Source organism: Streptomyces sp. NPDC023573 (genome assembly GCF_055559735.1).
In genome coordinates this window covers 691,885-715,440 of the sequence record NZ_JBVHKB010000003.1, presented here as the reverse complement: position 1 = coordinate 715,440, position 23,556 = coordinate 691,885, and the positions used below count along the sequence as shown (strand labels likewise).

21 protein-coding genes and 2 pseudogenes are annotated in these 23,556 nt (G+C 71.4%); 14 read left to right on the top strand and 9 right to left on the bottom strand.

Translation table 11 applies throughout. The features are described 5' to 3' along the window. Window positions 1-210: 210 nt before the first annotated feature. On the top strand, window positions 211-1,431 hold the full coding sequence (locus ACZ32T_RS13595) for a metallophosphoesterase (protein WP_467366904.1): 1,221 nt from the start codon (window positions 211-213) through the stop codon (window positions 1,429-1,431). Window positions 1,432-1,461: 30 nt separating this feature from the next. On the opposite strand, the gene ACZ32T_RS13590 is transcribed toward ACZ32T_RS13595, so the two are convergent. Then, a complete protein-coding gene (locus ACZ32T_RS13590) occupies window positions 1,462-2,346 on the bottom strand; it encodes an alpha/beta hydrolase fold domain-containing protein (protein WP_467366902.1) in 885 nt (294 codons plus the stop codon). Between the two features lie 120 nt (window positions 2,347-2,466). Between ACZ32T_RS13590 and ACZ32T_RS13585 the strand changes: the two genes are divergently transcribed. Continuing rightward, a complete protein-coding gene (locus tag ACZ32T_RS13585) occupies window positions 2,467-2,682 on the top strand; it encodes a helix-turn-helix domain-containing protein (protein ID WP_467269979.1) in 216 nt (71 codons plus the stop codon). Between the two features lie 46 nt (window positions 2,683-2,728). Here the strand turns inward: ACZ32T_RS13585 and ACZ32T_RS13580 are convergent, their stop codons facing one another. Beyond that, window positions 2,729-4,270 (bottom strand): hypothetical protein, encoded by a 1,542-nt coding sequence (locus ACZ32T_RS13580; protein WP_467366900.1) that lies wholly within the window; start codon window positions 4,268-4,270, stop codon window positions 2,729-2,731. A gap of 473 nt (window positions 4,271-4,743) precedes the next feature. Here ACZ32T_RS13580 and ACZ32T_RS13575 point away from each other — a divergent pair, with 473 nt between their 5' ends. Next, window positions 4,744-5,400, top strand: coding sequence for a YceI family protein (locus ACZ32T_RS13575; protein WP_467269975.1), 657 nt, complete (start codon window positions 4,744-4,746; stop codon window positions 5,398-5,400). Window positions 5,401-5,406: 6 nt separating this feature from the next. On the opposite strand, the gene ACZ32T_RS13570 is transcribed toward ACZ32T_RS13575, so the two are convergent. Next, window positions 5,407-6,414, bottom strand: a complete 1,008-nt coding sequence (locus tag ACZ32T_RS13570) for a GlxA family transcriptional regulator (RefSeq protein WP_467269973.1) — start codon at window positions 6,412-6,414, stop codon at window positions 5,407-5,409. A gap of 71 nt (window positions 6,415-6,485) precedes the next feature. Here ACZ32T_RS13570 and ACZ32T_RS13565 point away from each other — a divergent pair, with 71 nt between their 5' ends. Continuing rightward, window positions 6,486-7,793, top strand: a complete 1,308-nt coding sequence (locus ACZ32T_RS13565; protein WP_467366897.1) for an MFS transporter — start codon at window positions 6,486-6,488, stop codon at window positions 7,791-7,793. On the opposite strand, the gene ACZ32T_RS13560 is transcribed toward ACZ32T_RS13565, so the two are convergent. Next, window positions 7,770-8,093 (bottom strand): hypothetical protein, encoded by a 324-nt coding sequence (locus tag ACZ32T_RS13560; RefSeq protein ID WP_467366895.1) that lies wholly within the window; start codon window positions 8,091-8,093, stop codon window positions 7,770-7,772. The genes ACZ32T_RS13565 and ACZ32T_RS13560 overlap by 24 nt on opposite strands. 449 nt (window positions 8,094-8,542) lie before the next feature. On the opposite strand from ACZ32T_RS13560, the pseudogene ACZ32T_RS13555 reads away from it, so the two are divergent. The 5 genes and pseudogenes from ACZ32T_RS13555 to ACZ32T_RS13535 all read left to right on the top strand — a co-directional run. Next, window positions 8,543-8,865, top strand: a pseudogene (locus ACZ32T_RS13555) (TetR/AcrR family transcriptional regulator); the annotation flags it as partial. 86 nt (window positions 8,866-8,951) lie between these two features. After that, on the top strand, window positions 8,952-9,764 hold the full coding sequence (locus ACZ32T_RS13550) for an SAM-dependent methyltransferase (protein ID WP_467269967.1): 813 nt from the start codon (window positions 8,952-8,954) through the stop codon (window positions 9,762-9,764). Between the two features lie 228 nt (window positions 9,765-9,992). Continuing rightward, window positions 9,993-12,257 (top strand): protein kinase domain-containing protein, encoded by a 2,265-nt coding sequence (locus ACZ32T_RS13545; RefSeq protein ID WP_467366893.1) that lies wholly within the window; start codon window positions 9,993-9,995, stop codon window positions 12,255-12,257. 1 nt (window position 12,258) lies between these two features. After that, on the top strand, window positions 12,259-14,628 hold the full coding sequence (locus ACZ32T_RS13540; protein WP_467366890.1) for a protein kinase domain-containing protein: 2,370 nt from the start codon (window positions 12,259-12,261) through the stop codon (window positions 14,626-14,628). 64 nt (window positions 14,629-14,692) lie between these two features. Continuing rightward, window positions 14,693-15,256 (top strand): YbaK/EbsC family protein, encoded by a 564-nt coding sequence (locus tag ACZ32T_RS13535; RefSeq protein ID WP_467269962.1) that lies wholly within the window; start codon window positions 14,693-14,695, stop codon window positions 15,254-15,256. A gap of 88 nt (window positions 15,257-15,344) precedes the next feature. On the opposite strand, the gene ACZ32T_RS13530 is transcribed toward ACZ32T_RS13535, so the two are convergent. Next, window positions 15,345-16,865, bottom strand: coding sequence for a hypothetical protein (locus ACZ32T_RS13530; RefSeq protein WP_467366888.1), 1,521 nt, complete (start codon window positions 16,863-16,865; stop codon window positions 15,345-15,347). Window positions 16,866-17,138: 273 nt separating this feature from the next. Here ACZ32T_RS13530 and ACZ32T_RS13525 point away from each other — a divergent pair, with 273 nt between their 5' ends. Further along, window positions 17,139-17,618, top strand: coding sequence for a GtrA domain-containing protein (locus ACZ32T_RS13525; protein WP_467366886.1), 480 nt, complete (start codon window positions 17,139-17,141; stop codon window positions 17,616-17,618). A 22-nt stretch (window positions 17,619-17,640) separates the two neighbouring features. On the opposite strand, the gene ACZ32T_RS13520 is transcribed toward ACZ32T_RS13525, so the two are convergent. Both ACZ32T_RS13520 and ACZ32T_RS13515 read right to left on the bottom strand, forming a co-directional pair. Continuing rightward, the gene (locus tag ACZ32T_RS13520; RefSeq protein ID WP_467366884.1) at window positions 17,641-18,153 is read right to left on the bottom strand and encodes an anthrone oxygenase family protein; all 513 of its coding nucleotides are present in this window, start codon (window positions 18,151-18,153) and stop codon (window positions 17,641-17,643) included. Then, the gene (locus tag ACZ32T_RS13515; protein ID WP_467366882.1) at window positions 18,150-18,548 is read right to left on the bottom strand and encodes a VOC family protein; all 399 of its coding nucleotides are present in this window, start codon (window positions 18,546-18,548) and stop codon (window positions 18,150-18,152) included. Before ACZ32T_RS13515 ends, ACZ32T_RS13520 begins: the two co-directional genes overlap by 4 nt. A gap of 225 nt (window positions 18,549-18,773) precedes the next feature. Here ACZ32T_RS13515 and ACZ32T_RS13510 point away from each other — a divergent pair, with 225 nt between their 5' ends. From ACZ32T_RS13510 to ACZ32T_RS13495, 4 genes and pseudogenes are all read left to right on the top strand, one after another. Next, window positions 18,774-19,652 carry a septum formation family protein gene (locus tag ACZ32T_RS13510; RefSeq protein WP_467366880.1) on the top strand — a complete coding sequence of 293 codons (879 nt, stop codon included), beginning with the start codon at window positions 18,774-18,776 and terminating at the stop codon, window positions 19,650-19,652. Window positions 19,653-19,759: 107 nt separating this feature from the next. Next, window positions 19,760-20,443 carry a TetR/AcrR family transcriptional regulator gene (locus tag ACZ32T_RS13505; RefSeq protein ID WP_467366878.1) on the top strand — a complete coding sequence of 228 codons (684 nt, stop codon included), beginning with the start codon at window positions 19,760-19,762 and terminating at the stop codon, window positions 20,441-20,443. Next, the gene (locus ACZ32T_RS13500; RefSeq protein WP_467366876.1) at window positions 20,440-21,240 is read left to right on the top strand and encodes an N-formylglutamate amidohydrolase; all 801 of its coding nucleotides are present in this window, start codon (window positions 20,440-20,442) and stop codon (window positions 21,238-21,240) included. Before ACZ32T_RS13505 ends, ACZ32T_RS13500 begins: the two co-directional genes overlap by 4 nt. Before the next feature lie 135 nt (window positions 21,241-21,375). Then, window positions 21,376-22,204 (top strand): annotated as a pseudogene (locus ACZ32T_RS13495) (aldo/keto reductase); the annotation flags it as partial. A 32-nt stretch (window positions 22,205-22,236) separates the two neighbouring features. Here the strand turns inward: ACZ32T_RS13495 and rbsD are convergent. Together rbsD and ACZ32T_RS13485 are read right to left on the bottom strand one after the other, a co-directional pair. Beyond that, window positions 22,237-22,626 (bottom strand): D-ribose pyranase, encoded by a 390-nt coding sequence (rbsD, locus tag ACZ32T_RS13490; RefSeq protein ID WP_467367000.1) that lies wholly within the window; start codon window positions 22,624-22,626, stop codon window positions 22,237-22,239. Next, complete coding sequence (locus ACZ32T_RS13485; protein ID WP_467366873.1) at window positions 22,623-23,552, bottom strand: ribokinase; 930 nt, start codon at window positions 23,550-23,552, stop codon at window positions 22,623-22,625. Before ACZ32T_RS13485 ends, rbsD begins: the two co-directional genes overlap by 4 nt. Window positions 23,553-23,556: the final 4 nt, after the last annotated feature.

The window sequence follows — 23,556 nt, the reverse complement described above, 5'->3', positions numbered from 1 at the left end:
GGGCCGGCGGCACGCTGATGAAACCCGTCGGCGGCAACGCACCGTGACGAGTGGAGGAAACTCTAGGCGCCACCAGTGACAATCAGTTCGGGTACCTCCGCCCGTAGTACGGGCCCGCATCTCCGGAAGCCACCGGGGTCTCCGGCTCGGGTGGTCCGGACGACCCGGTACAGTGCGCGCCGGCAGCCTGGTTCCTTGAGGAGGGGAAGCGTGACGGACACCGACGAGGCCCGGTCAGCCGACGGGACGGCGCGTGCGCCCCGGCGGAGCCGACTGAACCGCCTGATGCGTTACATCCCTCTGATCGCCCCGGTCCTGCTGTGGGCTGTGCCCTGCTGGGTGCTGCTGCACGCCGGCCAGCACTGGCCGCTCCCCGTGACGCTGGGCGGCACCGCCCTGTTCGTCCTGGGTCTGGTCGCCATGCCGCTGACGATGGCGCGCGGTCACGGCCGGCGGCAGCAGGACCGGGCGGCGATCGTCGGGGACACCCTCCTCGGGGTCGGCTGGGTCCTGTTCACCTGGTCCGTCCTGCTCGGCGTCCTGCTGCGCCTCGCCCTCACCGTGACCGGCGTGGGCGACGGGCAGCACCGGGCCCGGGTCGTCACCTGGGCGGTCCTCGGCGTAGCCGCCGTGCTGCTCGCCTGGGGGTACGCCGAGGCCCGCCGGGTTCCCCGGGTGCGGCGGCTCGACGTACGGCTCCCCCGCCTCGGAGCCGGCTTGGACGGTACCCGGGTCGTCCTGATCACCGACACCCATTACGGCCCGCTCGACCGCGCCCGCTGGTCGGCGCGGGTCTGCGCGAAGGTCAACTCGCTGGAGGCCGACCTGGTCTGCCACACCGGCGACATCGCGGACGGCACGGCACGACGCCGCCGCGCCCAGGCCGCTCCGCTCGGCACCGTGCGGGCCACTCGGGCCCGGGTCTACGTGACCGGGAACCACGAGTACTACAGCGAGGCCCAGGGCTGGGTCGACCTGATGGACGAGCTGGGCTGGGAGCCGCTGCGCAACCGTCACCTGCTGCTCGAACGCGGCGGTGACACCCTTGTGGTCGCCGGCGTCGACGACGTCACCGCCGAGTCCTCCGGCCTGGCCGGCCATCGTGCCCACCTCGCCGGAGCCCTGGACGGCGCCGATCCGGACCTGCCCGTCCTGCTCCTGGCCCACCAGCCCAAGTTCGTCGACCGGGCCGCAGCCGAGGGCATCGACCTCCAGCTCTCCGGCCATACCCACGGCGGCCAGATCTGGCCCTTCCACCACCTGGTCCGCATCGACCAGCCCGCTCTCGCCGGCCTCAGCCGGCACGGCACCCGCACTCTTCTCTACACCAGCCGCGGTACCGGTTTCTGGGGTCCGCCGTTCCGCGTCTTCGCCCCCAGCGAGATCACCCTGCTCGTGCTCCGCTCCCCACTCCTGCCCGCGTCGCCGTGAACACCGGGCCGGTTCCGGCCTGCGGCGCCTTCACCGCTGGGCGTCGGCGACCCACTCCGTGAAGCGTTCCAGCAGGCGCCTGCCCGTCGGGTTCCGCTCGGACAGGATCATGACCTGGAAGACGTGCGGCATCGCCTCGTACACCTCGACGGACACCCGGGTTCCGGCGTCGGAGGCCGCCTGCGCGAAGCGCAGGGTGTCGTCCAGGAGCGCCTCCGCGGCCCCGACCGTGAACAGCAGCGGCGGAAGGCCGTCCAGGTCGCCGTGGATCGGTGACTGCGGGGCCTGGTCCGGCCGGGCACCGCCCAGGTACTGGCCGATGAGCCGGGTGAGCAGGGAGCGGTCGACCCCTGAGTCGTACGGGGCGTTGGCCTCGATGGACGGACTGGACAGGGTGAGGTCGGTGATCGCGGAGTTGGCGATGACGGCTGCCGGGAGGGCGGTATCCGACTCCTTGAGGGCGAGCAGGGCGGACAACGCCAGCGTGGCCCCGGAGGACTCCGAGAAGACGACGATCTTCGCGGCGGGCACCCCCTGGTCGAGCAGGCTCCGGTAGACGGTGACGACGTCGTCGAGCGGAGCCGGGTAGGGGTGGGCCGGGGCCAGGCGGTAGTGAACGACGAGCACGGGGCGGGCGGTCGCCTCCGAGATCCGGTGGGCCGTCAGGTTCATCAGCTCCGGCATACGGTGCTCGAATCCGCCCCCGTGGACGTAGAGCACCACGCCCTCCTCGACGGACGCCCCGCCCGCCCTCACCCAGACCGCGGTCACACCTGCGCTCCCGGGCAGCACCGGGTCCAGTCCGGCGTCGGCCGGGAGCGCGTAGGACCGGCCCCCGAGGCCGGCCAGCTCGGACATGACCGCGTCGGCGGCTGTGGTGGGGTCGGGCTCGGCGGGTATGCGTGTGATGTCCATGAGCAGAGAGCTATCAACTGGTCATGGGACACGGCAACGCGATTTGATGTCGTGCCGCGTCGGTGCGGCGTCCGCAGCGGTCGCGGGGCGCCCGTCCGCCGGCCGGCCGTCGGCGACTCCGTGGCCAAGACACCGCGGGTGCTGGACGCGCCGGCGCAGCCGGAGGCCCCGCACCCGCTCGGAGAGATCGCCCAGCCCTCGGGCGTGCCCGAGGCGAGCGTTCACCGCGTCCTCGGCACACTGATCTCCGAGGGTCACGCGGTGGGTGCCCTCTCGGTCTCCGCGCTGACGTTCCTCGTCTCCGAGGAGTTGCCGGCCTCCGCGGACGACGTATGAGAAATTCCTGCCCTCGTCCGGGCATCAGCACACGCGGGGGTGGCCCTCAGAGTGTGAGACGGTCGGCGATGGGCCGGGCGTACAGGATGCGGGCTCTCAGGGCTTTCGTCCGTCCGAACTGCTCCGCCATCTCACGGAAGAGTGTCACCTGACCGTCGATCTCCTGCTGAAGCTCGTTCTCCTTCTGCTGTGCAAGCTGCTCTCTCGTCTTGAGGGCGTCCTTGGCCTGCTGATTCCGGTTCGAGCTCTCCTCGATGTTCTTCCCCAGTTTCTTGATCTCCTTCCGGACCTTGGACAGCCCGTCCTCGGCCCCGGTGATCGTCCTTACGATTCCCTTCACACCCTCGACCAGTTCACCCTCGAGCCCTTCCGTCACGTTCCCCGAGTGCAGGTAGGCATCGATGTTTCCCAGGTCCTCCGGCTCGAAGCCCTTGGGCAGCGACTCCCTTTCCGGGTCCCGTCCTTCCCTCTTGAAGTGACTGTGACCCTCCTCGCCGTTCCGCCACTCGGCATGCTTGTTGTCCCGCTTCTCCCTTCCCGCGAGGGACTTCTGGAACTTGCCCGAGCGGGTCGGCGGTGCCTTGACCATGAGGCGTTCGTATCCCGGCGCGTCACCACCGGATTCCGTCTTGCCGTCCCCCTTGTCGTGCCACTTCGCCATACGGTTCCCGCCGTCGCTGCCGGGCTCCTCCATGTACATGACGTTGAAGCCCAGCAGGGCCATGGCTTCGAGGTTTCCGCTGCGGAAGCCCAGGTGACGGACTGTCGCATGCCGATGCAGGTAGTCGAAGACGAGGAACTGACCGGTGCGGGTGTCACCACCCCACGACGTGACGTCCGACCCTTTCCAGAACTCGGTCAGGTCGACCGTCCTGAAGTCGAAACCCGTACGGTATTGCGGCTGTTCAGGCTCCCCCTCGTCGACCTCGGGGCCGAAGCTCCTGGCCATGGTGGCGTACTTGCCGTTCGAGTCGTCCTGCTTCTTCCGCTTCGGCTTGGCGTCGCCCACGATCATCGCCGTGTCGATCCCGTTGAGACCGGCCAGGATCTGCCCCATCCCGAAATAGCTCGAATCGTGCTCGATGTGGACTTCGTTGTTCTTTCCGCTGAACCTGGACCAGAGGATCGCGATCTTCTGCCCTTCGGGCCGCACACCCTTTGTGTTCAGCCATTCCGCCACAGCCGCGTCCCTGTCGTGCTTCAGGTCCCGCTTCTCATCGAGCCCCCAGCCCTGCCGGATGTTCCCACGCATGGTCTCACTGAAATTCGCGGCCACGTAGTCGGTTGCGTTGGTGGGGAATTCGAAGTCACTGTCGGAGGGCTCTCGCCCGAATTGCCTTCTGTACACGTCCTCCTTGTCGTTCTGCTCGACCAGGCGGATGCGCTGGGGGGCGATTCCGGACTCCAGGTAGAAGGCCTGGAGACCGGCCGCCTTCTTCTTGTCCTCGTCCGAGGTGTAGCTGATGTAGACGTGCCTGGTCGTGTCATGCATCAGCGTCGCCGCGATAGCGAACTGGTCCCCCGAGGCATAGTGGGGCTGGACGAGGACCTTGGGGTTGACGAGGGCCTCGGAGTTGCTTTCACCCACGTCCCCGCTCTTCCGCGCACCGGGCGGTGCCGTATCGGTTCCGGCCGCTGTCCTCTGGACCGACGGGCGCCCGCCCTGGTGGAGCATCTTCGTGACGGCGGTGTTGCCCGCCGCCTGCTGGAGGCCCAGGATCCCCGGGAGCGGTGCCGCACTCCCGGCCGGCCTCCGCACAGGCACCCGGCGACTCGCGGCCTCGGTCCGACGGTCTTCATGCGCGTGCACCGAAGCTCCCCACCCCAGACAGGAATGCAATCCCTCCTGCGTACGCCATCACGGGGCGCCGGAGCCAGGCACTGACGGGCAGAGTGACTGATCGAACGGGCAATGAGTGAACGTACACGGCCACGGGAGTCCCACACCCCGTAGCGGACCGCGCGAGCGGGACGTCACCCTGTGAAGGTCTGACCATGAATGTTCGGGTTCCTTGATCAGCTCTTGCGGGCGCCACTTACCTCGGAGTAACTAACTGGTTCATGAACCTCTTCAGCCGCAGCTCCCTGCTCCGCCGCCCGGAGCCCCGTACGGAGGAGCCCGTCTCCGCGCCGGCGGCCGCGGGTACTTCGGTTCATCCCGATCGCCGTCTGGCGGCTCTCACCGGAGAGTGGATGATCGACCCCGCGCACAGCAGGATCGGTTTCTCCGTACGCCACGCCATGGTGACCACGGTGCGCGGCGCGTTCCTGGAGTACGAGAGCCGCCTCTACTTCGACGGACGTGACCCGGCGCGTTCCCGCGCCGAGATCTCACTGGCCACCGCGAGCGTCGACACCGGTGTCGAGCAGCGCGACGCGCACCTCGTCGGCCGAGACTTCCTGAACGCGGCGAAGTACCCGCGCATCAGCTTCGTGAGCACCGCCGTGCAGCTCATCGGCAAGGACGTCTACCGCATGACCGGCGACCTCACCATCCGGGGCATCACCAACCCCGTGGTCCTGGACCTCACGTACATCGGTTACGTCACCGACCCGTTCGGTTACGAGCGCGTCGGGTTCGACGGGACCACGACCATCAACCGTTCCGACTGGGGTCTCACCTACAACGCCCGTCTGGCGGAGGGCGGCGCCATGGTCAGCGAAAGGCTCCGCCTGCAGTTCGACATCGCCGCCATCCGCACCCCTTCGGCCGGCTGACCCTCTTCAGCCGGCCGGGCCACCGGCCTCCCCCCTGAACGTGCGGCGGTAGGCGCGCGGCGACACGCCCAGCGCCGCGTGGAAGTGCTGCCGCAGGGCGGTGCCGGTCCCGAAGCCGGCGTCGGCGGCGATCCGGTCCACCGGCAGGTCGGTCCGTTCCAGCAGGCGCCGGGCCCTGTCGACGCGTTGCTGGGTGAGCCACTGCATGGGCGTGAGCCCCGCCTCCTGCCGGAAGCGCCGGTTGAACGTACGCACACTCATCGACGCCTGGTCGGCCAACTCCTGCAGCTTCAGGGGGTGTTCCAGGTTGCGCAGCGCGTACTCCCGGGCCGGGCCCGTCGAGCACTGCTCGGGCGGTGTGACCGGGCGGTCGATGTACTGGGCCTGACCGCCCTCCCGGTGCGGTGGTACGACGGTCCCCCGGGCAACCCGGTTGGCGACCTCCGCACCGTGGTCGGTACGGATCATGTGGAGACAGAGGTCGATGCCCGAGGCCACACCGGCCGAGGTCAGGACGCCACGATCGTCGGTGTACAGCACGTCGGCGTCCACCTCGATCTCCGGGTAGAGCGTCCGGAACTCCTCGCACGACTTCCAGTGCGTCGTGGCCCGTCGCCCTGCCAGCAGTCCCGCCGCCGCCAGGACGAACGAGCCGGTGCAGATGGACGCCACCCGTGCCTCCCTGGGGACCCGGGCCAGCGCCCGCTCCACATCGATGCCGATCCGGCCGCGTTCCTGCGGCTCGTAGTCCTCCTCGGCGGCCGGTACGACGACCGTGTCCGCGTCCTCCAGCGCCTCGGGGCCGGTGGCCACGTTGAGGGTGAAGTCGGTGTCCGTCGGGACGACGCCCGGCCGGGGCGTACACGTGACGACTTCGTACAGGGGTTCGCCGGAGCTGGAGACCGCCTGACCGAACAGCCGGTGCACGATGCCGAGCTCCATCGGGAGCAGTCCGGGGCGCACGAGCACAACCACCCGGTGTTTCTTCCGGGTGGGGAGTGCCGTAGCCGTCATGGCCAGATTCTTGCAGAAGCCGTCCGTCTCGCCAGTGGTCGGTCCCCGTGGACACGTCGACGATCGAACGCATGGATGCAGTCAAGGGCCTCTCGCACCGCAGCCGCCTCGGGCACCGCGCCTGGTGGGTGGCGGCCGCCGCGCTGCTCGCCATCGTGGTGGCCGGCGCCTTCTCGACCCTGCCCGGCCTGCTCACCAGGCCCCTGCACCGGGAGTTCGGCTGGTCCCGGGGCTCGATCGGCCTGGCGGCCTCGGTGAACATGGTGCTCTACGGTCTCACCGCCCCGTTCGCAGCCGCGCTCATGGACCGCTTCGGCATCCGCCGCGTGGTGGTCGTCGCCCTCCTGGTGATCGCGTCGGGCGCCGGACTCACCACCGTCATGACCACGGCCTGGCAGTTCACCCTGTACTGGGGCGTGCTCGTCGGCCTGGGCACCGGCTCCATGGCGACCGCCTTCGGCGCCACCGTCACCCAGCGCTGGTTCGTACAGCGGCGCGGGCTGGTCACCGGGGTGCTCGCCTCCGGCAGCGTCTTCGGGCAGATGGTGTTTCTCCCCGCCCTGTCCTGGACCGTGGTCCACCACGGCTGGCGTCCGTCCCTCGTCACCCTCGTGCTCGCGGCGTGCGCCACGGCGCCGCTGATGTGGCTCGTGCTGCGGGACCACCCCGCCGATGTGGGCGGCGCCCCCTACGGCGCCGAGCGGCACGTACCGAAGCCCCTGCCCGTCGAAGGCGCCGGCCGCAGGGCGGTCGCCGTACTGCGCGACGCGGCACGCACCGCCCCCTTCCGGCTGATGGCCGGCGCGTACGCCATCTGCGGGGCCTCCACCAACGGCATCATGTGGACCCACTTCACGCCGGCCGCCCATGACCACGGCATGCCCGCCACCACCGCGTCCTCCCTGCTCGCGGCGATCGGGGTCTTCAACGTGATCGGCACCGTCGCGTCCGGCTGGGCCACGGACCGGCGCGACCCACGACGGCTGCTCGCGGTGTTCTTCGCCCTGCGCGGCCTGCTCCTGATGTGCCTGCCCCTGCTGATGAGCGCCACGGTGCAGCCGTCGATGATGGTCTTCGCCGTCACCTTCGGCCTGCTCGACCTCGCGACCGTCCCGCCGGTCATCGCGCTGTGCCGGGAGTCCTACGGGGACGACGGCGCCGTGGTCTTCGGCTGGGCCGGCGCGGCGCACCAGGTGGGGGCCGCCGTGGCCGCGTACGGAGGAGGAGCCGCCCGCGACGCCATCGGTTCCTACACTCCTGTCTGGTTGACGCTCGGGGCGCTGTGCGCCGGGGCGGCGCTGCTGTCGCTGCTCATCCGGCGCGTCGTTCCGGCCGACCGGACCGCCGGGCCGCGTCTATCCGCCGTGGACCACCTGTGACTCACCGAGCGCGTCCGCGAAGTCGCCTGCGAGGCGCGCGGCTTCGGCCGGGGTGAGGGTGGCGGTGGTGACGCGTACCCCGGGCGGGGAGGCGATGCGGAAGCGGGTGCCCGCCGCGGTCCACCAGCCGCGGGTGCGCAGGGCGTTGACGACGGCGGACTCGTCCCGGACGGGCACCCAGACGTTGAGTCCGCTGACCCCGTGGGAGGCGGTGCCGTGCTCCGCGAGCGCCGCACCGAGTGCGTCGCGGCGGCCGGGGTGAAGCGCCCGCCGAGCGGGCTCTGCCCGCGAGGGCTGCACACCAGGGCCCGGGCTCCCGTCCACAGTGCGGTGCGAAGCGACTCCGGGCGGATTCCCTCGTCGTCGACGGCCACCGGCAGCATGCGCAGGCCCAAGGCCGGTACGAGGTCGAGGAGATGGTGGAAGCCGGGGTCCTCCACGGCCACGGCGTCACCGGGCTTGAGCTCGGTGGACAGCAGCCTGGCGACGCAGTCCAGGGCGTACGTCACCGAACCGGTGCGCACGTCGTCCCTGTGAACCGGCGTCCTGGGAACTCTCCGTCGCCCCCGGCGCGGCTCAGGGCGCCCACCTCGGTGTCCACGGCCTGGCCCGGTCCGCGCAGCGCAGCCTCGGCCCCCTGGTCGTCGGGGCCGCCGTGAGCGCGGGTCCGTGGGCCTGGCCGGTGCTCGGTGCCACGCTCGCAGTGGCCTGCCTGGCACAGCACCGGCTCGTCGGACCACGCCGGGCGCCGCGAACGCGTCCCGGCCCTGCTGGACGCGGTGCTCCGCTTCAAATTGGACAACCGCCACCTGGCCTCGGCCCTGGAGGACGCGGGCAGTGGCAGCCCTTACGGGGCGGAGCACTACGCGTGGTGGCACCGCACGCTCAAGGAGGCGCTGGAACAGATCGGACCCGCCCCGCTGCCGAGTTCACCGCACACGCCCTCCTGGCCGCGACGCGTGCCGACCTGATCGAACACCTCGCGGCTGGACGGCATGTGACGCCGGATCGGATGAGGCAGGATCTGGCCCGCTGCACAACGGCGGTGCTGGACGGCCACGCGAACGGCTGATCGAACTCGCCTGCTGTCCGTGAGCCATGGGGCGTAAGTTGTGCGAGGAACGATTCACGCCCCGGTTGAAAGACGGAACAGTACTCATGACCGACGACGCGACAGTGCCCGGCTCCACGCAGCAGGGGATCGATACCTCGGTGCCGCACTCGGCCCGGATCTGGAACTACTGGCTGGGCGGGAAGGACAACTACCCCGTCGACGAGCAGGCCGGTGACGCGTACAGCGCCGTCTTCCCCGGCATCGTCACCGTGGCCCGCAGCAGCCGCGCGTTCCTGGGCCGCAACATCGCCCACCTGGTCACCGAGGCCGGCATCCGTCAGTTCCTGGACGTCGGAACGGGGCTGCCGACCGAGGACAACACCCACGAGGTCGCCCAGCGCCTCGCCCCGGAAGCGAAGATCGTCTACGTCGACCACGATCCGCTGGTCCTCGCGCACGCCCGCGCCCTGCTCACCTCGACCCCCGAGGGCGCGACCGCCTACATCGACGCCGACCTGGCCGACCCCGACCGCATCCTGTCGGCCGCCGCCGGGACGCTGGACCTGAGCCGTCCCACCGCCCTGATCCTCAGCAACATCCTGGGTCACATCGCCGACTACGAACAGGCGCGCTCGATCGTCTCCCGCCTGATGGACGGGCTGCCGTCCGGCAGTTACCTGTCCATCAACGACGGTTCCCGGGGTGTCGACGCCGATTACGAGCAGGCGCAGGACGCCTACAACGACACCGGGGCCATCCCGTACTTCCTTCGCCCCGTCGACCGGATCACGGCCTTCTTCGACGGCCTCGAACTCCTGGACCCGGGAGTCGTGTCGGTGCCCTTCTGGCGCCCGGACCCTTCCGCGCCCACACCCCGGCCGATCGGTGAGCACGGAGGTCTGGCCCGCAAGCCGTGACACAGGCGTAGTGCACCCTGCCCATGGGGGGGCAGGGTCGCCCGCAAGGCGTAACGCCGGTTCCCCCGGCGCCGATCACTCCGTTCGCGCACATGTCCGAGTGCGGACCGGCCGTGGCGTGTGTCGCGGCGGAATTCGTGCGCTGTTCCGGGCGGAAGAGACGAAGATCGGGGCCGCCCCCGTGGTCCCACCACTAATCTGTGGGGCCACGGGGGAGGAGACCGTCTCATGAAGCCACTTGGTGCTGCCGATCCGGTACGGATCGGGCCGTACGCGCTGGCCGGGAAGCTCGGTGCGGGCGGGATGGGTGAGGTGTATCTGGGGCGGTCGGCCGGGGGCCGGACCGTGGCGGTCAAGGTGGTACGCGCGGACCTGGCGCACGACCCCGCTTTCCGGGTCAGGTTCCAGCGTGAGGTCTCGGCGGCACGGCAGGTGTCAGGGGCCTTCACGGCTCCCGTCGTGGACGCCGACACGGAGGCCGAGATCCCCTGGATGGCCACGGCGTTCGTCGTGGGACTCTCGCTGCACTCCGTGGTGGCCGAGCACGGACCGCTGCCCGAGGACGCGCTCCGGATGCTGACGGCCGGCCTCGCGGAGGCCCTGCTCTCCGTGCACGGCGCCGGTGTGATCCACCGGGACCTGAAGCCGGCGAACGTCCTGCTGGCCCTCGACGGCCCGCACGTCATCGACTTCGGCATCGCGCGGGCGGCCGACGGGACGGTCCTCACCTCGACCGGCTCGGTCATCGGGTCGGCGCCGTACATGTCGCCCGAGCAGGCGGTCGGGCAGCAGCTCACCCCGGCGAGCGATGTGTTCTCCCTCGCCTCGACGGTCGCCTTCGCCGCGGGAGGCGCCAGCCCCTTCGGGGACGGTGCGGGGGCAGCCGTCCTCTTCCGGGTCGTCCACACCGAGCCTGACCTGTCCTTCGTCCCGGACAGCCTGCGTCCGCTGATCCGGCGCTGCCTCTCCAAGAACCCCCGCGAGCGGCCGGGCCCGCGCGAGGTGATCACCTACGCCGAACTGGCCGAGCGCGCCCGCCCGTCGGAGGGCTGGGCGGGCTGGCTCCCCGAACCGGTGGCAGCCGACGTGCTCGCGGTACGGGCGGTCCTCACCGCGCTTCCCACACCGGCCCCCACTGTGCCGCTGGCCGGCCCGCCCGCAGCCGTCCCCGGCGGACCCGACGGCCTCGGCTCCCCCGGCCGGCCTTCGGGCAGGCGCACGCTGCTGCTCGGGCTGGCCGGCGCCACGGTCGCCGCCGCCGGAGGCGGAACGGCATGGGCGCTCCTCCGGGACAGGGAGACCACCGGCGAGGGCAAGGGCGGCACGTCCGGGAAGGGGAAGGGCACGTCCTCACGCCCGGCGGCGGACGATGTCATGGACGCGAAGCTGGCCTGGCAGGTACGCCAGTCCATGGCCGGCACCCAGGTGCTCTCCTCGACCGGTGTCGTCGCCTGCGTGTCCCTGAACCAGGTCACGGGGATCGACGGGAACGGCAGCACGAAGTGGACGGTGAAGGCACAGGACCACGGGCTCGCCTTCTCCGCGGCCGGCACCACGCCCAGGCCGGTCGCGGGACTTCACGACGGCCGCCTCTACGTGGGTCTGAGCGTGATGCCCGATGCCACGCCGTCCGACCCGCAGGCCGCCACCCGGACGGCCCTGCTCGGCTTCCGGGTGTCCGACGGCAAGGACCCGCGCCTGGCCACGCTGACCGAGACGGGCGGCATGGGGATCGCCGCCTTCTGCGGCGTACGTGACGGCCGTGCTCACGTCATCGCCATGGCGAACCAGGGCACAGGGGCGTCGGGGTTCGGCGTATGGGCCGTCGACCTCGCCTCCCGCCGGACCGCGTGGTACGAGTCGGCGCGGACGACCCCTGCCTACTGGGCGCTGCCCGCGACAGGAGGAGGCGTGGTGTACGCCGGTACGGACCGAGTGGTCGCGCTCGGCGAGAGGGGCACGGTCGCCTGGTCGAAGGAGATGGCGACGGGCGGCCTGACCGCGGCCGGGCCCTGTCTCGTGCTGATCGACAGCAAGGGGGCGTTGTCCGCCCGGGAACCGGAGACAGGGCGGCAGGTGTGGAAGGCGGAGGGCATCGTCGGCGCCTCCGTCCGGGGTGACGGCATCGCCACCGACGCGAAGGGCACGGTCCTGTACGCGTTGTGGATCGATGACGACAACGGCGGTCTTTCGCTCCGGGCCCTCGACTGTGCGACGGGTGAGGTCAGGTGGAAGGCGCCGGTCCCCGCCGACGCCAAGGGCTCGTCCTACCTGGGCGCACGGCTGTTGCACGCGGACGGGAACGTGTACCGGATGGGGGCGGACGGAGTGGTGTGGGCCTTCAGCGCGGCGGACGGCAAGCCCCGGTGGAAGTACTCCGGCTGGAAGGGGACCAATCCGATGGATCTCGCCTGGAGCGCCGGTGACGGCCGGCTGTGCGTGTCCAAACCGAACACCTCGACGGTCGCCGCCCTGAACGCGAACGGAGCCTGACATGGCAGCGTTGGAGCCACTGGAACCGTCGGATCCGCGTCGGACCGGCCCGTACACACTGCTCGGCAGACTCGGCTCCGGCGGCATGGGCACCGTGTATCTCGGGCGCTCCGCCGGCGGCCGGACCGTCGCCGTGAAGACCGTACGGCCGGAACTGGCCACCGACGCGGGTTTCCGGGCGCGCTTCGGCGCCGAGGTGACGGCGGCCCGCAGGGTCTCCGGTGCCTTCACCGCTCCGGTGGTCGACGCGGATCCCGACGCCCTGGTGCCCTGGCTGGCGACAGCCTTCGTACCGGGTATCTCGCTGGGCGCCGCGGTGGCTTCCACGGGACCGCTGCCCGCGCCCGCGCTGGGGGCACTTGCGGCAGGCGTCGCCGAGGCCCTGACGTCGGTCCACGCCGCGGGTCTGACCCACCGCGACCTGAAACCGGGCAATGTGCTGCTGGCCCTCGACGGCCCGCACGTCATCGACTTCGGCATCGCGCGGGCCGCCGACGGTACGGCCCTGACGGCCACGGGCACCGTCCTCGGCACACCGGCGTACATGTCGCCCGAGCAGGCCACGGACGGTGAGGTGGGCCCGCCGAGCGACGTGTTCTCGCTCGGTGCGACGCTGGCGTTCGCCGCTCTGGGCAGAGGCCTGTTCGACGGCGGGCAGCCCGTGGAGGTGCTCCGGCGGGTGGTGCGGGGGGAGCCGGATCTCACGGGTGTGCCGGACAGTCTCAGGCTGCTGGTGGCCGCCTGCCTGGCGAAGGACCCGGCCGACCGGCCCGCCCCGCGTCAGATCGTCGAGTACGTGGAGGGGAGCGCGGCCCCGCGCACGGAGGGGCCGTGGCTGCCGCCCGCCGTGATGAACGCGATCGAGGAGGCGACGGCGGTGATGGCGCCGTCCGTGACCGCGCGCCGGCAGGACGCCGCCGGGCCGTCCGTGCCCCCGGGCCCGCAGGACGCCCCCGCGCCGTTCGTCCTGGCCCCGCCGCCGGGCCCGCCCGGCTACCCGCCGCCCTCCCCGCCGGGGCCGGCCACCGGACCCAGCCGTCGAGGACTGATCGTGGGGCTCGCGGCGGGAGCGGTGGCCCTGGCGGGGGGCGGCACGGCCCTGGGACTCTGGCTGGGAGGCGACGACTCCCCCGCTCCCCCGGCGGACGCGAAGCCCGGTGCACCCACCCCCGCCGCCGCCGACCGCCCTCTCGACACCGACGTCTCCGCCTCCCCGCTGTGGACGGCCGCGGTGTCCGAACCTCTTGTCCAGATCTCCGGCGAGGGCGGAACCGTCGTCGGCCTCAGCGCCAAGCGGGCCTGGGCGTTCGACCGGGCGGGCAAGCGCCTGTGGGGTCCGCTGGCCAACCTGCCCGACGAGGTGAACACGACGTTCGGCGGCCTGGTGGCCGCCGTCGGCGGCGGCTTCGTGTACAGCGTCGTACGCGACGGAGCCGGCGAGCAGAAAAGGACCTTGCGGGCCGTCCGTCTGGACACGGGGGCCGTCGCCTGGAAACTGCAGCTGACGCATCAGTCGGCCTCCGGCGTGACCGTGCCCGGCATCGTCGACGGGCAGGTCTACGTCACCGGCAACTGGCTGTCCCTCACTCTCGACCCCTCCCTCGATCCGAAGGACATCGCCAGGAACGGGACATTCGTGTGTGCCGTCGATCCCAAGAAGCGGAAGGTCGACTGGCAGATGGTGCTCAGGAGCACCGAGACGCAGGCGAACAAGGGCGACCTGTTCCTGCCGTCCTCAGGGTCGCGTCTGCTGTGGGCGAGCGCCAACACCGACGGGAGCGCGCCCACCATCGCGGGCCTCGACGCGGACGCCAAGGGCAAGGTCGTATGGGAGCAACCGTCGCCCGGTGGCGGGGCGAGCACCATGGACGTACTGTCCCAGGGGGTTTACGGGCCGTGGCGGGACGGGACGCACTCCTGGGCCGGCGGCTTCTTCCTCCATGTGACCGACCGGCTCTACGCCATCGACCCGGCCAACGGTCAAGTGGCCTGGAAATCACCGGAGGTCGCGTTCAAGGCCGTGGTCGCGAGCCCGGACGGGAAGACGGTCTACGCGGCCGCCGGCACGGGTGTCGCGATGGTCGTCTACGCGCTGGACGCCCACAGCGGCGACGTGCGCTGGGCGGGCTCCCTCTTCGACGAGTCCTCCGGGCTCCCGCATCTGCAGTGCGCCGACGACACGGTGTACCTCTGCACGGGCGACTGGCTGTGGGCTCTCGACGCCGGTGACGGCAAGGCCCGTTGGAAGGCCGAACTGAACTCCGCCGTGACCTACGGCCAGCTGCCTCTCTTCGCGGGAGACGGCCTCGTGTACGTCGTGGGCCCGAAGGGTCTCACGGCCTTCACGTCCTCCGGTAGGGCGACATCCTGAGCTGCCGACGTGGCAGCGCATGGTCATCGAGATAAAGCGCGTGTTCGACGAAGGATTGGTGCACATGTCCGAACAGTTCGCTTCCGTCCCGCAGGAGCCGGCGGAGGACCCCGGCGGCGACGCCGCATATCGGCGGCTGATCTCGCTGCTCGACGAGAGCGGCGCCCGGTACCGCGTCATCGACCACGTCCCGGAAGGGCGCACCGAGGAGGTCAGCCGGTACCGGGGGCACCCGGTGGCGCAGGGAGCCAAGTGCCTGGTCGTCATGGTCAAGACGGGCAAGCGCACCAAGCGGTACTTCCTCGCGGTCGTCCCCGGCGACGCGCGGGTCGACCTGCCGGGCCTGAAGGCCCTGGCCGAGGGCAGTTACGTGTCGTTCGCCTCGCCGGACAGGGCCGAGGCGCTGTCCGGGAGCGTCAGCGGCACCATTCTGCCGTTCAGCTTCCACCCGGATCTGGAACTCGTCGTGGATCCCGGGGTGCTGGAGCATGAGGAGATCTTCTTCAACGCCGCGCGGCTCGACCGTTCCCTGGCCCTGGACACGCGGGACTACCGGGACCATCTCCTTCGCGTGGAGGCGCGGATCCACCCGATCGTCGCGAAGCAGCCGGAGGCGACAGCCTCATAGGGGCGACAGCTGGCCATTGCGGGGATGTCCCCTTGCCGCCCCCGGGCCGCGTGCCCGATTACCGCGGGGGATACCTTGCGCGCTTGGGTCACTCGGCGGCCGCCGTCCGGCCGGTGGCGGGGCCCGGCAGCAGATGGGTCCCGTGGGGGCCGGGGCCACGGCCCGCCGGCAGGGGGACCACCCGCGTGCCGCCGGCGCCCGGGGGCGGGACGCCGCCTTCGGGCACCAGGACGGCCGTCGGTACGCGTCGCGCGAGGTCCCTGAGGGTTTCGGGGGTGATGCTCGCGTCATGCCCATCGGTCTGGCGCGAAGAACAGCCGGCGTAGTAGGCGATCGGCACGGCGTGGTCCCCGCTGACCACACACGGCGGTCGCACGCCCAGCCGGTTCAGCGCCCGGGCGACTGCGGCGAATTCCGCGGTCGTGGCGTGGCTCGTGCGGACGACATGGCTGAGCACGGAGAGCTGGACGGTGAGATGAGCGGCCAGGGCGAGCGTCAGCGCGGCGGCTCCAGCGGGGTGGCGCGAGCGCCGTGCCCGGGCGCAGAGGTGCGCCACGTTCTCCGCCACGGGTACGGCCAGCAACGCGTAGGCGGGGAGCAGGAATCGGGGAGCGGCGTATTCGACCAGGAACAGATACGGAACAGCCAGGGAGACGCCCGTCGCCGTCGCGAGCAGTGCCGTCGCGCCGCGGCCCGCACGCCGGGCCGCCACGATCCCGCCGGCCGCGAGGAGCGGCAGTGCCACCCACCACACGGCCGTGGCCGGGTTCTCCCAGCCGATGTCGCAGGGGCGGCACAGGGTCCGGCCGGCGAGCGATCGCAGGTGGTCGTCGACCGCGAAGTTCCACCCGAGTCCGCCCTGGATCTCGCCGGCCCGGTGCAGTCGGGAGCGGAGGCCGCCGTAGTGGGCGTACGCCTCGGCGGCCCAGGGCGCGCAGCCGGCCACGAGCCCGCCGACGAGCGCGGCGCACAGGCGCGGCAGGCGTCGGCCGGGTACCACGGAGACGGCGAGGGCCAGCGGCAGCGCGAGCCAGAAGCCGTCGGCCGGCCGCATCAGCGCGACCAGTGCCACAGCCGCCCCTGCGCCTGCCGTCTCCGCCGGTCCGGCCGTACCGCGCAGGGCCCTCACCACCCAGCCGGTCGCGGCCAGCGCGCCCAGGGCGCACCACAGGTTGGGCATGGCCGCGGGGCCGTAGAACAGGGTCGGCCAGAGGCCTGCGAACAGAGCGCCCGCGCCTACGAGCACGGGCGTCGGCAGCACCTTCCGCCAGATCCACAGGGCGAGGAGCAGGGCGGCGGCGGACAGCAGGGCGAGGTAGATCCGGAGCGCGGTGGTGGATGAGGTGAGCGCGGCGGCGGGAGCGACCAGGTAGGAGATTCCCCGGGCGCGGGGGGCGCTGAAGAAGGCGGGAGGGGCGTTGCCGCCGACCTGGCTGACGTAGACCGTCTCGTCCCACGCCAGCCCTGAACCCGGGACGACGAAAGCGAGTTGCACCACGGCGAAGACCGACACGACCGCTGCCAGCCACGGCAGCGGGCCCGACGGCCGCAGGCTCGGCCGAGCGGCCGGCGTCCTCCGTGACGGACTCAGCGGCGGACATTCGTACATGACCGCTCCTCTCTCCTCACCGGGGCCGCAGGACGGAGGTGCGCGGCCTTGGTCAACGAGAGAGGTACGCCGGGAGTCACGCGGGGCGGTGCTCCCTGACCGGCGGCCGGTGCTGTGCGCCATGGCCGGGACGGGGCGGGATGTCCCCCAGTTCCCCTGGGGGATGCCCCCCATATAAGTGGGGGCCTGGCTGCATCGCTGGGGGGACGCGCCGTCCCTAGGTTGTGGGGTGGAATCAGAGGACCGTCCCCGCATCCCTCCCGGAGGAACCCCGTGACCGCCCGAGCGCACCTGCCGACGAAGCGCACCGCCCATCCGCTGGTCGCGGCGTTCGTGCGCTTCGTCGTCTGCGGGGGCGGAGTCGGACTGGCCGCCAGTGGTGCGCTGGTGCTGCTGGGCGAGCGGATACCGCTGGCCCTCGCCAACGCCGTGATCACCGTCGTCTCCACGGTGATCGCGACGGAGCTGCACAGCCGGATCTCCTTCCGGAGTGATCGCAGGGGGTGGCGGGTCCACCTGCAGTCAGGGCTGACGGTCGTGGTGAGTTACGCGTTCACCACGGGCGCGCTGCTCGTGCTGCACGCCGTGCAGTCCGCTCCCTCCGTGCTGGTCGAGCAGACCGTCTATCTGTCCGCGTCCGCGGCGGCCGGTGTCGGGCGGTTCGCGCTGCTGCGGGTGATCGTCTTCGCCCCGTCCCGAGCACCGTCGGACGCTCCCGCCCTGACCAGGCCGGCGGTCGTGATCGCGGCCTGATCCCCGGGCTCACGAGGATGCCCTACGCGCCCAACTCCCGTACGGCCGTGCCATGGACGCAGAGCGCCCACAGCAGGGCACCGAGGGACGCGGTGTGCAGAACGGCGCGGACGGTGTTCCATGTGACCCAGCGGCCCTCGAACGCGGCGCGGGCTTCCCTGAGCCGGTCGGGGGCCGTGTCGAGCGGCACCTTGTCGAGTGTGTCGTTGAGCGGGACGTTCTGCGTGCCGGTGACGAGGAACGCGGCCCCGTACAGCACCAGGGCGGCGACGATCCACGGCAGGGCTCCGCCGCTGTGCCCCTTCGCGGCGAGGACCGTCGCCAGCACCAGCAGCGGGAGTGGCAGCAGGAAGGGGGTGAGGAACCAGCCGTTGAGGATCGTCCGGTTGATGTGCTGCATGCTCTGGACGAAAGCCCGGTCGTCGCCACGGGACAGGCCCGGCATGACGGCGTAGGAGAAGGCGCAGAACAGCCCCGCCATCAGAGCCGCTCCCCCGGCCGAGGCGAGAAGTGCCACGGTCTGCAGTGTTCTCATGCGTGCTCCGAATCCGGCGCTGCGGCCCACTCGACGAACTGGACGACGACCCCGTTGGGGTCGGTGATCTGGAACAGGCGCTCGCCCCACGGTTCTTCGCGCAGGGGCATCGTGATATCGACGCCCTCCGCGCGCAGCCGCTTCTCCTCGTCCTCCAGACCGGTGAGGGTGAAGGCGAGGATCAGTCCGGAGGCGTGCTGGTCGCGCTGAGCGGCGGGCAGGACGTCGATGCCGCGGCGCAGGAGAACGATATCGACCGCGGCGTCCTCACGTGCGAGAGAAGCGAAGTCCTCGGTGGCGGAGGTCACGCCGTACCCGAGGTGGGTGGTGAAGAAGGCCTTCGACGCGGCGACGTCGTCGACGGTGAGCGAGACGGTGGATGTGGTGATCCGCATACGGGCTCCTGAGCTGAATTCGTGCGCGCCGACGCCTATATGACCGATCGTCAGTTTTCGCGCGGAAGCATTTTTACTCTCGACGTAACTTTATGCGCGCCCAACGTAGAGTGTCAACGTAAAAATACTACGGGGGTAGGTTTCATCTGCACACAGAGCCGTCACACATATGCCATACGATGCGCACACCTGTTCACAGCTCTTCCGCTTGAGGATGCCCACGTCATGTTTTCCGGTGTCACGTCCCGTTCAGCGCGCGGCATATCCGCCGCCGTCGCCCTTCTCGCGATCGGCGCGGTGGGCTGCGCCGACGCCATCGACAGCGCCAAGGCCGGCGCCAAGAAGGCGATCCGTACGAGCTCGGTCTTCTCCCTCACCCCGGGCGACTGCTACAACCCCAACAGCGGGGCGACCGCGAGCCAGGAATTCAGTGTCGAGATCGTCCCGTGCGGGGAAGCGCACAAGGGCCAGGTAGTCGGCGAGTTCTCCATCGAGGGGGAGTCGGCCTACCCCGGCGACGACGGGGCGACGAAGATCGCGGACAAGCAGTGCCCTGTGGAGTCGCAGAAGTTCATGCCCGACACCTGGGCGGTCCCGGCGGGCGTCGGCCTCTTCTACTACCTTCCCACCAGCGACACCTGGAAGACCGGCGACCGGGCGGTGAGCTGCACGTACGCCAAGGAGTCGGGCACGTTCTCCGGATCGCTCGAGAGCAAGTCCCTGAACGCCGGCCAGTTGGCGTACCTGAAGGGCTCCAACGCCGTCTACGACGCGTTCTGGAACAACCAGCCCGAGGCGGACCAGATCGAGGACGACCTCGCCGGTTACAAGGAGCAGGCCGAGGCCGTGTCCGCAGCGCTGAACGCCCACGTGACCGACCTGAAGAGCATGGAGCAGCCGGAGACCACCAAGCTCCGCACCCGGCTGGAGGAGACCGCGGACGCATGGGAGGAGGCGGCCTCGGCCGGAAGCATCGACGACTTCTACATCGCCTACGATCTCGCCTTCACCGGCATCGACCCGAACGAGACGGTCGCCGCCCGCAAGGAGTTGAAGCTCGCCACCACCGTCCCGGCCGACGACGCCGAGGTCTGGGCGAACTGACCTCCCCGTCATCCGGCCCGCCCGCCGGCTGCGGCCGGCGGGCGGGCGGGACGGGCCGGCTCTCGCCCGGTCGGCGCAAAAAATTACGACGAGTATAAACTTCACTCATGAGCATCCAGGCGAGCACCGAGACCGTCGGACTCCGCGAGTCGAAGAAGCGCGAGACGCGGCAGTTGATCTCCGACCACGCGACGAGGCTCTTCGCCGAGCAGGGCTTCGAGCGGACGACGATCGCCGAGATCGCCACCGCGGCCCGGGTCGCGAAGAAGACGGTGACCAACTACTTCGCGCGCAAGGAGGACCTGGCGCTGGATCACCAGGACGAGTTCGCGGAGAGCCTGGCGCGCACGGTCGCCGGCCGCGCCGCCGGTGAATCGGCTCTCGCCGCGCTCCGTCGCGGTTTCCTGGCCTCCGCCGCGGCACAGGACCCGGTGGCGGGTTTCGCAGGACCCCGGTTCTCCCGGATGATCGCCGACAGCCCGACGCTCTCGACGTGCCTGCGGGGTCTGCACGACCGGCGCGAGGACGCTCTGGCGGAGGTGCTCGCCGAGGCGACCGGCACCTCTCGCGACGACATCACCCCCTGCACGGCGGCCGCCCTGCTCGGCGGGGTGCACCGTGTCCTGTTCCGGCGCATCCAGGAACTGACACTGGCGGGCAGGGGCAACCCCGAGATCGCCGCGGTCATCGGGGAGGAGGCCGCCACCGCCTTCGACTTGCTGGAGCCGGCCCTCGGTGGCTACGCGACCGCCCCTCACCCCGAGGCCGCACGCACGAGGAGCGACTCTTGAGCGACGAGCCGTCCCCCTTCCAGCTTCTCCCCGGCGCCGGCGGGTCTCCGGTACTGCTGCACGTCCCGCACTCCTCCCGGGTCGTCCCGGAGGGCGTGCGCGACGGCATCGTGCTCGACGACGTGGCCCTCGACGCCGAACTCGACCACATCACGGACTCCCACACGGCCGACCTGGCCGCAAGGGCCTCCGCGGGCTGCGCGGTGGCCCCCTGGCGCTTCGTCAACGGTCTGTCGCGGCTGGTCGTCGACCCGGAGCGGTTTCCCGACGACCGGGAGAAGATGCTGGCCGTCGGCATGGGCGCGGTCTACACCCGCACCACGCACCGGGAGCGGCTCCGCCCGGACGGTGCGGATCCGGAGCCGCTGCTCGACCGCTACTTCCACCCGTACGCCCGGGCGATGACCGCCGCCGTCGACGAAAGGCTGGCCTCCACGGGGCATGCCGTCGTCATCGACGTCCACTCCTACCCGGCCACCGCGCTCCCGTACGAACTGCGCGGCGCCGGCCCGCGGCCGCCGGTCTGTCTGGGCACCGACGGCTTCCACACTTCACCCGGGCTTCTGGCCCGGGCCGAGGCGGCGTTCGTGGGATTCGGCGGCACGGGGGTGAACAGCCCCTTCCCCGGTACGTATGTGCCGCTGAAGCACTACGGGACGGACCGGCGGGTCGGCGCGCTGATGATCGAGATCCGGCGCGACCTGTACATGACCGAGCCGGGCGGCCCGGCCGGCCCGGGGCTCGACGCGCTCGCCACCGCGCTGGCCACGCTGGTCGACGGGCTCATGGACGGGTGACGGCGGCGGCCACCTGGTCCGGACGTAGGACCGCGACGGCCTCGGGCGCGTACGGCGAGCGCGCCGGCCGCCCAGCTGTCCTGATCAACTCGGTTGTTACCGTGCCCCGTTGACCCGAAGGGATTCAGGCGGCCTATGACAGCGACAGCTTTCCGCATCGGTGGTGATCCAGAGGTGCAACGGCTCGGATTCGGGGCCATGCGCTTGCCGACCGAACCGGGGACCGCCCGCGAGACCGGTCTCTCGGTCGCCCGGCGCGCGGTCGAGTTGGGCATCACCCTGATCGACACCGCGCACATGTACGGCGGCAAGGCCAACGAGGAACTTCTCGTCGAAGCGCTGTACCTCCTACCCCGAGAACCTCCTGATCACCACGAAGGTCGGCATCACCCGGCCGGACGTCTCGGCCGACTGGAAGCTCGACGGCCGGCCGACCTCCCTGCGCGAGCAGGTGGAGCAGGGGCTGCGCCGCCTGCGTGTCGAGCGGATCGAGCTCCTCCAGCTGCACCGCATCGATCCGGAGACGCCTCTCGCCGACCAGCTCGGCACGCTCCGGGATCTCCGGGACGAGGGCAAGATCGGCCGGATCGGTCTGTCCGAGGTCACCGCCGACGAACTCGCCCAGGCACGGGAGACCGTCGAGATCGCGAGTGTCCAGAACCGCTACAACCTGCTCGACCGGGAGCACGAGTCCGTCCTCACCGCCTGCGAGGCGGCAGGGATCGCGTTCCTGCCGTGGCGCCCGGTGGCCTGGGGCGACTCCGGGCAGAACGCCGAGATCCTCGCCGTGGCGGCCGAGCTGGAGGCCACCCCCACGCAGGTCGCGCTGGCCTGGCTGCTCGCCCACTCGCCGGTCGTCCTTCCGATCCCGGGCACGGCCCGGATCGGTCACCTGGAGGAGAACGCCGCGGCGGGGAGTGTCCGTCCGACACCCGCCCACCTCGAGATCCTCGACCGGTTGGCCGCGCCGGAGCAGGGATCTGCCGGGGGCCGGTGTCAGAAGAAGACGCCGCACCTCAGCAGCACGTTGGCGTACGGCCGGGCCTCCCCCGACCTCACCACCAGCCGGGCGGACGCGGTGAGCGCCTTCAGCTGTTCGTGGGACACGTGGGTGAGGTCCGGAAGGCGGGCGGCCAGGAGGCGGGCGGCTTCAGGGTTCGCCTCCCGTATCTCCTCGGCCGCCGTCGCGCCCTCCACGGCCAGCTCGTCCAGCAGGCCGTCCAGGACCTCGGCGAAGGACGGGACGCCCGCCCGGAAGGCGAGGTCGACCACGCGGGGCCCCGGCGGGATGGGCATGCCCACGTCGCAGATCAGCACGCCGTCGCCGTGGCCCAGTTCGGCCAGTGCGCCCGCCAGGTGGCGGTTCAGGACCCCTGTTTTCTTCACAGCGCGGCGACCTCCTCCGCCGTCGGGAAGGACACCTGCGCGCCCTCCTTGGTGACGGCTGCCGCGCCGACCCGCACGGCGAACGCGGCGGCCTCGGTGAGGTCCTCGCCCAGCCCGAGCCGCCAGGCCAGGGCCGCGGTGAACGCGTCGCCCGCGCCCGTAGTGTCCACGGCGACGACCCGGGGGCTCGGTACGCGGACGGGGTCACCGCCCCGGGTGTCGGCGACCAGCGCTCCTTCGGCGCCCAGGGTGATCACCACCGATCGCGGGCCGAGGGCGGTCAGCCCGCGCGCCCAGGACTCCGGGGTGCCTCCCGCCCCCTCCCCCAGGATGGAGCGCGCCTCGTGCTCGTTGACCACCAGCGGGTCACAGACGGCCAGCACCTCGACGGGGAGCGGCGCGGGAGGGGACGGGTTGAGGACCAGCCGCGCACCCGGGGCGAGGGCGCGGGCCGTCTCCGCGACGGTGTCCAGCGGGATCTCCAGCTGTACGGAGACCACGCGGGCCGACGCGAGGAGCGGGCCTGCGGCCCTGATGTCCTCGGGCGTCAGCCGGGCGTTGGCGCCCGGGGAGACGACGATGCTGTTGTCGCCCGAGGGGTCGACGGTGATGAGGGCCACGCCGGTGGGTGCCCCTCCGACGAGGACTCCTCCGGTGTCGACACCCGCCTCCTGCTGCGAGGCGCGCAGCAGCCGCCCGTGGGCGTCGTCGCCGACCCGGGCCAGGAGCGCCGTACGGGCACCGAGCCGGGCGGCGGCGACCGCCTGGTTGGCGCCCTTGCCGCCGGGGTGGACGACGAGGTCGGAGCCCAGCACCGTCTCCCCCGGCCCGGGGCGGCGGTCGACGCCGACGACCAGGTCGGCGTTGGCGGACCCGACGACCAGGAGGTCGTACCGGGAGGCCGGGGAGACATCGGTCGCGTGCATCAGG

Excerpts from the sequence above, each read along its gene's own strand:
- ACZ32T_RS13550 (WP_467269967.1), top strand. The coding sequence starts at position 8,952 with ATGACCGACGACGCGACAGTGCCCGGCTCCACGCAGCAGGGGATCGAT.
- ACZ32T_RS13520 (WP_467366884.1), bottom strand. The coding sequence starts at position 18,153 with ATGAGAACACTGCAGACCGTGGCACTTCTCGCCTCGGCCGGGGGAGCG.
- ACZ32T_RS13565 (WP_467366897.1), top strand. The coding sequence starts at position 6,486 with ATGGATGCAGTCAAGGGCCTCTCGCACCGCAGCCGCCTCGGGCACCGC.
- ACZ32T_RS13540 (WP_467366890.1), top strand. The coding sequence starts at position 12,259 with ATGGCAGCGTTGGAGCCACTGGAACCGTCGGATCCGCGTCGGACCGGC.
- ACZ32T_RS13530 (WP_467366888.1), bottom strand. The coding sequence starts at position 16,865 with ATGTACGAATGTCCGCCGCTGAGTCCGTCACGGAGGACGCCGGCCGCT.
- ACZ32T_RS13535 (WP_467269962.1), top strand. The coding sequence starts at position 14,693 with ATGTCCGAACAGTTCGCTTCCGTCCCGCAGGAGCCGGCGGAGGACCCC.
- ACZ32T_RS13510 (WP_467366880.1), top strand. The coding sequence starts at position 18,774 with ATGTTTTCCGGTGTCACGTCCCGTTCAGCGCGCGGCATATCCGCCGCC.
- ACZ32T_RS13570 (WP_467269973.1), bottom strand. The coding sequence starts at position 6,414 with ATGACGGCTACGGCACTCCCCACCCGGAAGAAACACCGGGTGGTTGTG.
- ACZ32T_RS13575 (WP_467269975.1), top strand. The coding sequence starts at position 4,744 with ATGAACCTCTTCAGCCGCAGCTCCCTGCTCCGCCGCCCGGAGCCCCGT.
- ACZ32T_RS13505 (WP_467366878.1), top strand. The coding sequence starts at position 19,760 with ATGAGCATCCAGGCGAGCACCGAGACCGTCGGACTCCGCGAGTCGAAG.
- ACZ32T_RS13485 (WP_467366873.1), bottom strand. The coding sequence starts at position 23,552 with ATGCACGCGACCGATGTCTCCCCGGCCTCCCGGTACGACCTCCTGGTC.
- ACZ32T_RS13515 (WP_467366882.1), bottom strand. The coding sequence starts at position 18,548 with ATGCGGATCACCACATCCACCGTCTCGCTCACCGTCGACGACGTCGCC.
- ACZ32T_RS13545 (WP_467366893.1), top strand. The coding sequence starts at position 9,993 with ATGAAGCCACTTGGTGCTGCCGATCCGGTACGGATCGGGCCGTACGCG.
- ACZ32T_RS13590 (WP_467366902.1), bottom strand. The coding sequence starts at position 2,346 with ATGGACATCACACGCATACCCGCCGAGCCCGACCCCACCACAGCCGCC.